This window comes from Neisseria sp. P0009.S007 (assembly GCF_051962515.1).
Map to the genome: position 1 here is coordinate 1 of NZ_JBQCVF010000096.1, position 8109 is coordinate 8109.

The window sequence follows — 8109 nt, forward strand, 5'->3', positions numbered from 1 at the left end:
GATGAGTTGACCTTTTTGGACATCACTGCCTCCAGCGACAATCGCGACACTATTTTGCACGTTATTGAGGCAGTCGCTTCACAAGTTTTTATTCCATTAACCGTCGGCGGCGGTGTCCGTACGGTTGCCGATATCCGTCGTCTGCTTAATGCCGGTGCCGATAAGACCAGCATCAATACGGCCGCTGTAACCAATCCTGATTTGGTAAACGAAGCGGCCGGTTTTTTTGGTTCGCAAGCGATTGTTGTTGCCGTGGATGCCAAAGCGGTTAACCCTGAAAACACCCGTTGGGAAATCTTTACCCACGGAGGACGTAATCCGACCGGTTTGGATGCGGTGGAATGGGCTGTCGAAATGCAGCGGCGCGGTGCAGGCGAGATTTTGCTGACCAGTATGGACCGAGACGGCACCAAGCAAGGTTTCAACCTGCCTTTGACACGCGCGGTCAGCGAAGCGGTCGATATTCCGGTCATTGCTTCTGGCGGCGTCGGTTCTGTTCAACACTTGGTGGACGGCATTAAGGACGGGAAGGCCGATGCGGTATTGGCCGCCAGTATTTTCCACTTTGGCGAAGCGAGCATCCGCGAAGCAAAACTGGCCATGCGTGAAGCAGGAATTGAAGTGCGTTTGTGATTACTATCCAAAGGCCGTCTGAAAATATGGGAAAAAAATGCGAATGTCGAACATAAACGAAACGCTGCTGAATGCCGTAAAATTTGATGAAAAAGGTTTGGTTTGCGCGATTGCCCAAGATTGGCAGACACACCGTGTGCTGATGGTTGCCTGGATGAACGCCGAAGCCCTGCAAAAAACCGTAGAAACCGGGTTTGCCCACTATTACAGCCGTTCCCGCCAAAAACAATGGATGAAGGGCGAAGAGTCAGGGCATACGCAAAAAGTACATGAATTGCGCCTGGATTGCGATGGCGACGCAGTGGTCATGTTGATTGAACAAAACGGCGGCATTGCCTGTCATACTGGGCGCGAAAGCTGTTTTTACAAAGTTTGGCAAGACGGCGCATGGCAGACAGTCGATGCCGTGTTGAAAGACGAAGAGGCGATTTACGGACATAAACATCCTTAAGGCCGTCTGAAAGAAAATAAGAGAAACTGACCATGACCGATACTATCCTTACCCAAATTCAAAACGTCATCGATTCGCGCAAAGGCGGCGATCCCGATGCTTCTTACGTTGCCCAGCTGCTGCACAAAGGCGAAGACAAGATTCTGAAAAAAGTCATCGAGGAAGCGGGTGAAACCTTGATGGCCTCTAAAGATGGCGGTGGCGAACATTTGGTTTACGAAGTGGCGGATTTGTGGTTTCATACCATGGTTTTATTGGCGCATCACGGATTGCGTGCCGAAGATGTAGTAAACGAGCTTGCGCGCCGTCAAGGTTTGTCGGGATTAGTGGAAAAAGCTTCTCGCAAAGAATCTTGAATTTATATTACAATCCCGTATTTGACCTGTTTCAGAATCCGTCTCTTAGGGCAAAAACGATTTCCCTTTTTGGGGTGAAACTCGTTATACCCGTTTTCAGACGGCCATTGGAGCCATTATGGATAATTGTATTTTCTGCAAAATCGCAACCAAAGATATTCCGGCACAAACTGTTTACGAAGACGATGAGATGCTTTGTTTCAAAGACATCCGTCCTGCTGCGCCGGTGCATCTGCTGCTGATTCCGAAAGTACACTTCGATTCACTGGCACACGCAACCGCCGAACATCAAACCCTGTTGGGGAAAATGATGTTGAAAGTCCCTCAAATCGCCCAAGAGGCAGGTTTGACCGACGGTTTCAAAACCCTGATCAACACAGGCAAAGGCGGTGGACAAGAAGTATTCCACCTGCATATACATATCATGGGTACGCCTGCATAACTATCATCTATTTTTAATAAATTCAAGGATTTATCATGGGTAGCTTCTCTCTCTGGCACTGGATTATCGTACTGATTATCGTCGTTTTGGTATTCGGTACCAAAAAATTGCGCAATGTCGGCAAAGACCTCGGCGGTGCAGTGCATGACTTCAAACAAGGCCTGAATGAAGGTACAGACGGCAAAGATGCCAAAAAAGACGAAGTCATCGAACACAAAAAAGACGAAGACAAAGCATAATCCATGTTTGATTTCGGTTTGGGCGAATTGCTGCTGGTCGGCGTTGTCGCCCTAATAGTGCTGGGTCCAGAACGTCTGCCGCAAGCCGCGCGCACGGCCGGGCGTTTGGTCGGCAAATTGCAAGGCTTCGTCAACAACGTCAAGCAGGAGCTCAATACTCAGGCTGAGTTGGACGAATTGCGCAAGGTGAAGCAGGAATTTGAAGCCGCCGCTTCGGAGTTTCGCGACGGTATCAAAGACTTAGGCGATGATGCACAAAAAAATCTGAATGATATTTCAGATGGCCTCAAGCCTTGGGAGCGCCTGCCCGAACAAAAAACGCCAGCTGATTTTGGCGTGGACGAGTTCGGTAATCCTCTGCCTGATTTGGCTTCAAGCAGCACTGAAAATGAAAGTGCGGCCCAAGTTCCTGAAGAGGGTGGAGCAGCGCAAACTCAAGAGCCTGTCGGAGCTGAAAATGCCGAGTCCGAGCAAGACCGCGCTTGGCGTGAGTATTTGACCGCATCGGTTTCCCCCGCACCGGCGGTTGAAGTCAGCTATGTCGAAGCTCCTGCTGCCGATGTTCCTCCGCTGCATACGACTTCTTTGCGTAAGCAGGCGATGAGCCGCAAACGCGATATGCGCCCGAAATTCCACGCCAAGCCCAAACTGCGCGTCCGTAAGTAAAAAGTGAGTCAACCGGTGTCCGAACCTCAACACGAACAACCCGTCCAACCGCTTATCGAGCATCTTCTCGAGCTGCGCCGCCGAATGATGTGGATCGTCATCGGTATCGTTGTCTGCTTTTTGGGCATGATGCCGTTTGCCCAGCAGCTCTATACTTTTGTTGCCGAACCATTGATGGCCAATCTGCCTAAAGATACCAGCATGATTGCGACCGATGTGATCGCGCCGTTTTTTGTGCCGGTAAAGGTTACCTTGATGGCGGCGTTTCTGCTGTCGTTGCCGCACACGCTGTATCAAGTCTGGGCGTTTGTCGCCCCGGCTTTATACCAAAACGAAAAGCGTTTGATTACGCCGCTGGTGTTGTCCAGCGTGACGCTCTTCTTTGTTGGTATGGCGTTTGCCTATTTTCTGGTATTTCCCGTTATTTTCAAATTCTTGGCCGGTGTAACCCCTGTCGGTGTCAATATGGCGACCGATATCGATAAATACCTGTCCTTTATTTTGGGCATGTTTGTTGCATTCGGTACGACGTTTGAAGTTCCCGTCGTTGTGGTGTTGCTTGCCAAAATGGGCATTGTTTCGACTGCACAGCTTAAGAATGCGCGTCCGTATGTGATTGTCGGTGCGTTTATCGTGGCCGCAATCATCACGCCGCCTGACGTAATTTCCCAAACCCTGCTTGCCGTTCCGCTGATTCTGCTCTACGAAGCTGGTATTTGGTTCAGCCGTTTTGCCAAAGCGAAAACGCAGCAGGAAGATGAGGATACACCGCAACCACCGGCAGAAGTTTAAGAATCAAGGCCGTCTGAAGAATTTTTCAGACGGCCTTTGTATCATGGCACTTTCAGTTTTTAAGAAAAAGCATGATGAATGTTCGGGGAATCGTAAAACATTACTGTCCAGATTCTTTTGATTCGGCTAAAATTTTTGACCGAGGATTTTGCCGAAATCGAAGCAGTAATGCGTAACAGTCCCTCATGCCTCAATGGGCTGGATTTTAATACCAAACTGCCGGAATTACGTTTGGGAAATGGGGTGATTTTTACCAAGGCATAAGCCGAAAATACTTGATTTTAGGTAATTGAAAAAATATTCGTTTCTATTTTATCGAGAAGAATGATGTCAGGCCGTCTGAAAATTAACTACGTTTCAGACGGCCTTTTTGTCACCCTTGTTTTTCGTTGTAATCCTTATTTATCAAGCATCTTACAAAAAGGGTTTTGAAAAAGAGAAGTTTATATTTTGACTAAATCCAGCCGTATGAATCCATAGTGAAATGTGTTATCTTATCTACGTGTGTTAAGAAACATTAATAAGTTTGTATTTTTCTTACAGAGAAAGGCTTCAAAATGGATGGATGGACTCAAACGCTGAGTGCCGGTACTTTGCTCGGTATCGCCGCGGCAGCGATTTTGCTGATCTTGATTTTGATTGTAAAACTGCGCGTTCATGCCTTGCTGACGTTGGTATTGGTCAGCTTGCTGACTGCCATCGTAACAGGTCTGCCTATGGGCAGCATTGTTAATGATGTATTGGTCAAAAACTTCGGCGGTACACTTGGCAGCGTGGCGTTGTTGGTTGGTTTGGGTGCAATGCTTGGCCGTTTGGTGGAAACTTCCGGCGGTGCTCAGTCTTTGGCAGATGCGCTGATTCGGATTTTTGGTGAGAATCGTGCGCCGTTTGCCTTAGGCGTGGCTTCTTTGATTTTCGGTTTTCCGATTTTCTTTGATGCCGGTTTGGTGGTGATGTTGCCGATTGTGTTTGCAACGGCACGCCGCATGAAGCAAACTGTTTTGCCCTATGCGTTGGCATCTATTGGCGCATTTTCCGTCATGCACGTCTTCCTGCCGCCACATCCCGGCCCGATTGCAGCTTCTGAATTTTATGGCGCAAATATTGGTCAACTGCTGATTTTGGGTTTGCCTGTTACCTTGATTACTTGGTATTTCAGCGGCTATTTATTGGGTAAGATTTTGGGCCGCAGCATTCATGTGCCCGTTCCTGATTTGCTCAGCGGCGGTACGCAAGATAACGACCAACCGAAAGCGCCTGCAAAGGCATCTACGGTCATTGGCATTATGCTAATTCCTATGTTGTTGATTTTCTTGAATACTGGTTTGTCTACTCTGATCAGCGAGAAAATGGTCAGTGCGGATGAAGGCTGGGTGCAGTTTGCACGAATGCTCGGTTCGACACCAATTGCTTTGCTGATTTCTGTTTTGGTAGCCCTGTATGTATTGGGCAGTAAACGTGGTGAAAAAGCCAGCGCTTTGGAGAAAACCATTGATGGCGCATTGGGCCCGGTTTGCTCGGTTATTTTGATTACCGGTGCAGGCGGTATGTTCGGCGGCGTATTGCGTGCTTCCGGTATCGGTAAGGCTTTGGCCGACAGCATGGCTGACTTGGGTATTCCTGTTTTACTGGGCTGTTTCTTGGTAGCTTTGGCTTTGCGTATTGCGCAAGGTTCTGCGACTGTTGCCCTGACTACCGCTGCCGCGTTGATGGCACCGGCCGTTGCGGCGGCAGGTTTCAGCGATTGGCAGATTACTTGCGTGGTATTGGCGACGGCGGCAGGTTCCGTTGGTTGCAGCCACTTTAACGACTCAGGCTTCTGGCTTGTCGGCCGTCTGTTGGATATGGATGTGCCGACGACCTTGAAGACATGGACGGTCAACCAAACACTTATCGCACTCATCGGTTTTGCTTTATCGTCAGTGTTGTTTATCTTGGTTTAATCGAAAATGGCCGGCGGATAGTGTTTTTGAGATAACACAATCCGCCTGTTTTCAAATACCGTTAAAATCTAGATAAACAAGGAGTAGAAAAATGACGACACATTTTGTCATGATGGGCGTGTGCGGTTGCGGTAAAACCACTGCCGCATTGTCTTTGCAAAAACATCTCAACCAATGCCCATATGCCGAAGGCGATGATTTCCATACTCAAGCCAACCGCGACAAAATGGGTGCCGGTATTCCGTTGACGGACGAAGACCGCTATCCTTGGCTGGGCAATTTGCGTGACTGGATGACAGAGCAGGCAAAAAACGGGGAAAAATATTCCATTGTTACTTGTTCCGCACTCAAGCATCACTATCGCGATATTCTGCGTGGTGCAGAAGGGAAGGTGGCTTTTATTCATCTGACTCCGCCTCAAGCAATCAATCTTGAACGTATGCTGTCGCGTCAGGGGCATTATATGAAAGCCGGAATGCTGGATTCGCAGCTGGAGATTTTGGAAGAGCTGGGTGCGGATGAGTACGGCGTTAAAATTGACAATCCGGGTTCGCCTGAAGCCGTTGAGGCAGATATTGTGAACTGGGTGAAAGCGCAAGGCTTGATTTAGTAATGATCAGAAATGGAAAGGCCGTCTGAAATATTTCAGACGGCCTTTTTTGATGGGATTTAGAATGTTTTTTGCGAGTCAAGCAATAAGGTAACCGGCCCGTCATTGCAAAGGGAAACCTGCATATGGGTTTGGAATCTGCCGGTTTCGACAGTCAATCCATGTTTGCGCAAAAGTTGCGCGGTATATTGATAAAGCTTATCCGCTTGTTCGGCAGGGGCAGCATTGGAGAAAGATGGGCGGCGGCCGCTGCGCGCATCAGCGTAAAGGGTAAACTGGGAAACCAGTAATATCGAGCCACCGACATCTTTGAGCGATAAATTTAATTTGCCGTTTTCGTCTTCAAAGATACGCAGGTTGGCGGTTTTATCCGCAATGTATTTGGCGTCTGTTTCTGTATCGGTGTGGGTAACGCCGAGCAATATCATAAATCCGTTGTCGATTTTGCCGCAGGTTTCGCAGGAGTTTTCGGACAAAACGTCAACTTTGGCTTGGGTAACTTTTTGGATAACAGCGCGCATGATGTTTTTGAATAAAAGAAGTTTGTAAAAAAGGGCGTAAAAGACACGCCCTTTGGGTTGGAGTATGGTTTCAGACGGCCTGAAACCATTGAATCAATTTACGGATTAATGCCGTTTTCTTTTAAGATACGTTCGATCTGATTCTCGACTTTTTGTCGTTTAACAGCTTGGGCAATCTGATTGCGTACCAGTTCGAAAGGTTCGGCATTGGGATCGTGTTCTACTGCACTGAGTTTAAACAGATAAAAACGGTTTTCCATTTGAATCGGCTCATGCGTTACATCGCCTCGGTTCATGTCGGCAAAAGCGGTAGCCAGTTGAGGAGAGAGCTGCTGCGGAGAGATGAAGCCGTCGAACTCTTGTTCGGGGTTTGGATAGCGTTTCATCAGCTCTTCAAATGACAAGCCTTTTAGCAGCAGCTCTCGCGCGGCGCGTACTTCGTCGGCTGAAGCAAAGCTGACTTGTTGCAGCTTGATAATGCGTGTTTGATGGTCGTAGAAACGGCGCAACTCAGCATCGTCAACCGCGGTTTGACGTTCTAGATAAGCAGCGTATTGGTTGGCATAAAACTCAGCTTCAACGTTTTTAAGCTGATTCTGCACTTCTGCATCTTTGTCCAAACCAGCCTGGATGGCTTCATTTTTCAAAATTTCCAAAGTCTGCAAACGTGTAACCACATCTTTGCGGATTGCCTGACCATCGGGTTTGGCAGTCTGGTTGGGATGTTGATCGGCTTGTCTCAATACTTCGGCAACCATGCTGTCGATACGGGCGGGATCGATTTCAGGTGCTTTGGCAGTTGCCAAGCCGATGGTTGATAGGGCGAGGATAGCCAAAACGGCAGTTTTGGGCTTGATGTTCATGTGAGTTCCTTATTGCCCGCCGTTATCACGGCGGGCACGTTATATTATTTGTTGACTTTGATGCTGGCTTTTTTCAGCAATGATTGAATGGCCGCATCAACACGGGCTGCCTGTAAGTCGCTGCCAATCTCGTTTTTAGAGGCTTCGTAAGAAGGTACGGTAACGTTACGGCGGTCATTGACGTAGAAAACGGCGTACAAATTACCGTTTTGCAGCGGCGTTTTAGTGTGCGCACCTTTTTTCAGGTCTTTGACAGCTGCGTAAAGCGGAGGCGCTGATTCTTGCAAATCTTTAAGCGGAACATAAGCTTTAGGGATACCGCCGGCTTTTTTGGCCGCTTCGTCAATTGAGTATTGGTTCAATACCGAAACAAAGCTTTTTTTCGCATCCAAATCGGCAATGGCTTTTTGGGCATTGCTGCTGCTGTCAGTCACGATTTCGCCCATTTGGACTTCCTGAGTACCTTTATAGAAGTTGCTGAAGTCGTTGTAAGCGGCTTTGACATCTTTTTCTTGAACAGGATATTGACGGACGATATGCGCCGCGAAAGCTTGGCCTAACAAATCATTTTCGAAAACTGCCCATTCGGTTTT

General features: G+C 48.1%; 12 protein-coding genes. 9 read left to right on the forward strand and 3 right to left on the reverse strand.

Translation table 11 applies throughout. The features are described from left to right. From hisF to ACTHS3_RS09000, 9 genes are all read left to right on the forward strand, one after another. Positions 1-633 (forward strand): imidazole glycerol phosphate synthase subunit HisF (hisF, locus tag ACTHS3_RS08960; protein WP_440367733.1); only part of this gene is annotated, 633 nt, incomplete at its 5' end. Positions 634-676: 43 nt separating this feature from the next. Then, entirely contained in the window at positions 677-1084 is a 408-nt protein-coding gene (gene hisI, locus ACTHS3_RS08965; protein WP_004519653.1) for a phosphoribosyl-AMP cyclohydrolase, read from the forward strand. 32 nt (positions 1085-1116) lie between these two features. Beyond that, positions 1117-1440, forward strand: a complete 324-nt coding sequence (locus tag ACTHS3_RS08970) for a phosphoribosyl-ATP diphosphatase (protein WP_003679440.1) — start codon at positions 1117-1119, stop codon at positions 1438-1440. A gap of 118 nt (positions 1441-1558) precedes the next feature. Beyond that, positions 1559-1882: a histidine triad nucleotide-binding protein gene (locus ACTHS3_RS08975; RefSeq protein ID WP_004519654.1), complete on the forward strand. Its 324-nt coding sequence runs from the start codon at positions 1559-1561 to the stop codon at positions 1880-1882. A 35-nt stretch (positions 1883-1917) separates the two neighbouring features. After that, the gene (tatA, locus tag ACTHS3_RS08980; protein ID WP_003679438.1) at positions 1918-2121 is read left to right on the forward strand and encodes a Sec-independent protein translocase subunit TatA; all 204 of its coding nucleotides are present in this window, start codon (positions 1918-1920) and stop codon (positions 2119-2121) included. A 3-nt stretch (positions 2122-2124) separates the two neighbouring features. Continuing rightward, positions 2125-2787, forward strand: coding sequence for a Sec-independent protein translocase protein TatB (gene tatB / locus ACTHS3_RS08985; RefSeq protein WP_004519655.1), 663 nt, complete (start codon positions 2125-2127; stop codon positions 2785-2787). Positions 2788-2802: 15 nt separating this feature from the next. Then, positions 2803-3579 (forward strand): twin-arginine translocase subunit TatC, encoded by a 777-nt coding sequence (gene tatC / locus ACTHS3_RS08990; protein WP_039862097.1) that lies wholly within the window; start codon positions 2803-2805, stop codon positions 3577-3579. Positions 3580-4136: 557 nt separating this feature from the next. Further along, the gene (locus ACTHS3_RS08995; protein WP_004519658.1) at positions 4137-5522 is read left to right on the forward strand and encodes a GntP family permease; all 1386 of its coding nucleotides are present in this window, start codon (positions 4137-4139) and stop codon (positions 5520-5522) included. A 91-nt stretch (positions 5523-5613) separates the two neighbouring features. Continuing rightward, the gene (locus ACTHS3_RS09000) at positions 5614-6132 is read left to right on the forward strand and encodes a gluconokinase, GntK/IdnK-type (protein WP_049336727.1); all 519 of its coding nucleotides are present in this window, start codon (positions 5614-5616) and stop codon (positions 6130-6132) included. Positions 6133-6191: 59 nt separating this feature from the next. Here ACTHS3_RS09000 and dtd read toward each other — a convergent pair whose 3' ends face one another. The 3 genes from dtd to ACTHS3_RS09015 all read right to left on the reverse strand — a co-directional run. Next, complete coding sequence (gene dtd, locus ACTHS3_RS09005; protein WP_049336726.1) at positions 6192-6653, reverse strand: D-aminoacyl-tRNA deacylase; 462 nt, start codon at positions 6651-6653, stop codon at positions 6192-6194. A 98-nt stretch (positions 6654-6751) separates the two neighbouring features. After that, on the reverse strand, positions 6752-7516 hold the full coding sequence (locus ACTHS3_RS09010; protein WP_049336724.1) for a peptidylprolyl isomerase: 765 nt from the start codon (positions 7514-7516) through the stop codon (positions 6752-6754). Between the two features lie 44 nt (positions 7517-7560). Continuing rightward, the coding region (locus tag ACTHS3_RS09015; protein ID WP_440367737.1) for a peptidylprolyl isomerase at positions 7561-8109 on the reverse strand (549 nt) is incomplete at its 5' end.

Excerpts from the sequence above, each read along its gene's own strand:
- tatB (WP_004519655.1), top strand. The coding sequence starts at position 2,125 with ATGTTTGATTTCGGTTTGGGCGAATTGCTGCTGGTCGGCGTTGTCGCC.
- ACTHS3_RS08970 (WP_003679440.1), top strand. The coding sequence starts at position 1,117 with ATGACCGATACTATCCTTACCCAAATTCAAAACGTCATCGATTCGCGC.
- ACTHS3_RS09010 (WP_049336724.1), bottom strand. The coding sequence starts at position 7,516 with ATGAACATCAAGCCCAAAACTGCCGTTTTGGCTATCCTCGCCCTATCA.
- dtd (WP_049336726.1), bottom strand. The coding sequence starts at position 6,653 with ATGCGCGCTGTTATCCAAAAAGTTACCCAAGCCAAAGTTGACGTTTTG.
- ACTHS3_RS09000 (WP_049336727.1), top strand. The coding sequence starts at position 5,614 with ATGACGACACATTTTGTCATGATGGGCGTGTGCGGTTGCGGTAAAACC.
- tatA (WP_003679438.1), top strand. The coding sequence starts at position 1,918 with ATGGGTAGCTTCTCTCTCTGGCACTGGATTATCGTACTGATTATCGTC.
- ACTHS3_RS08995 (WP_004519658.1), top strand. The coding sequence starts at position 4,137 with ATGGATGGATGGACTCAAACGCTGAGTGCCGGTACTTTGCTCGGTATC.
- ACTHS3_RS08975 (WP_004519654.1), top strand. The coding sequence starts at position 1,559 with ATGGATAATTGTATTTTCTGCAAAATCGCAACCAAAGATATTCCGGCA.
- hisI (WP_004519653.1), top strand. The coding sequence starts at position 677 with ATGTCGAACATAAACGAAACGCTGCTGAATGCCGTAAAATTTGATGAA.